The 502-nt window shown below is 49.0% G+C and carries 4 tRNA genes; all 4 read right to left on the bottom strand.

The annotated features are described in order from the left end of the window. Nucleotides 1–77: transfer RNA gene (locus P0Y67_RS22795), tRNA-Met, on the bottom strand. A gap of 45 nt (nucleotides 78–122) precedes the next feature. After that, nucleotides 123–197 (bottom strand) — tRNA-Gln (locus P0Y67_RS22790). Nucleotides 198–275: 78 nt separating this feature from the next. Further along, nucleotides 276–362 (bottom strand) — tRNA-Leu (locus tag P0Y67_RS22785). Nucleotides 363–403: 41 nt separating this feature from the next. Continuing rightward, nucleotides 404–480 (bottom strand) — tRNA-Met (locus P0Y67_RS22780). Nucleotides 481–502: the final 22 nt, after the last annotated feature.

The following is a 502-nucleotide window of genomic DNA, read 5'->3' as shown; positions in this document are numbered from 1 at the left end:
TGGTGGCTACGACGGGATTTGAACCTGTGACCCCATCATTATGAGTGATGTGCTCTAACCAACTGAGCTACGTAGCCATTCAATTTTTATAACGCCGACAAACATGTCCACGCTGAGTAAGATGGCAGGGCTACCTGGATTCGAACCAGGGGATGGCGGCATCAAAAGCCGCTGCCTTACCGCTTGGCGATAGCCCTGCAGAATGTCACAAAGAATTGTGCAATTCAAGCAAGAAATGGTTACTTGTCCACTTCTTAACTGTTCACCTCAGAGATTGGTGCGGAGGGAGAGACTTGAACTCTCACGCCCTTGCGGGCACTAGCACCTGAAGCTAGCGCGTCTACCAATTCCGCCACCACCGCAATACGCTGGGTGAACTATTCATCTTCGAATGATGAATTTATGGTGGCTACGACGGGATTTGAACCTGTGACCCCATCATTATGAGTGATGTGCTCTAACCAACTGAGCTACGTAGCCATTCAATTTTTATAACGCCGAC

Origin of the sequence: Photobacterium sp. SP02 (assembly GCF_038519165.1) — a bacterium.
Taxonomy (GTDB): domain Bacteria; phylum Pseudomonadota; class Gammaproteobacteria; order Enterobacterales; family Vibrionaceae; genus Photobacterium; species Photobacterium halotolerans.
Note: the sequence above shows the minus strand (reverse complement) of the source record. Positions and strands in the feature narration are given on the sequence as shown.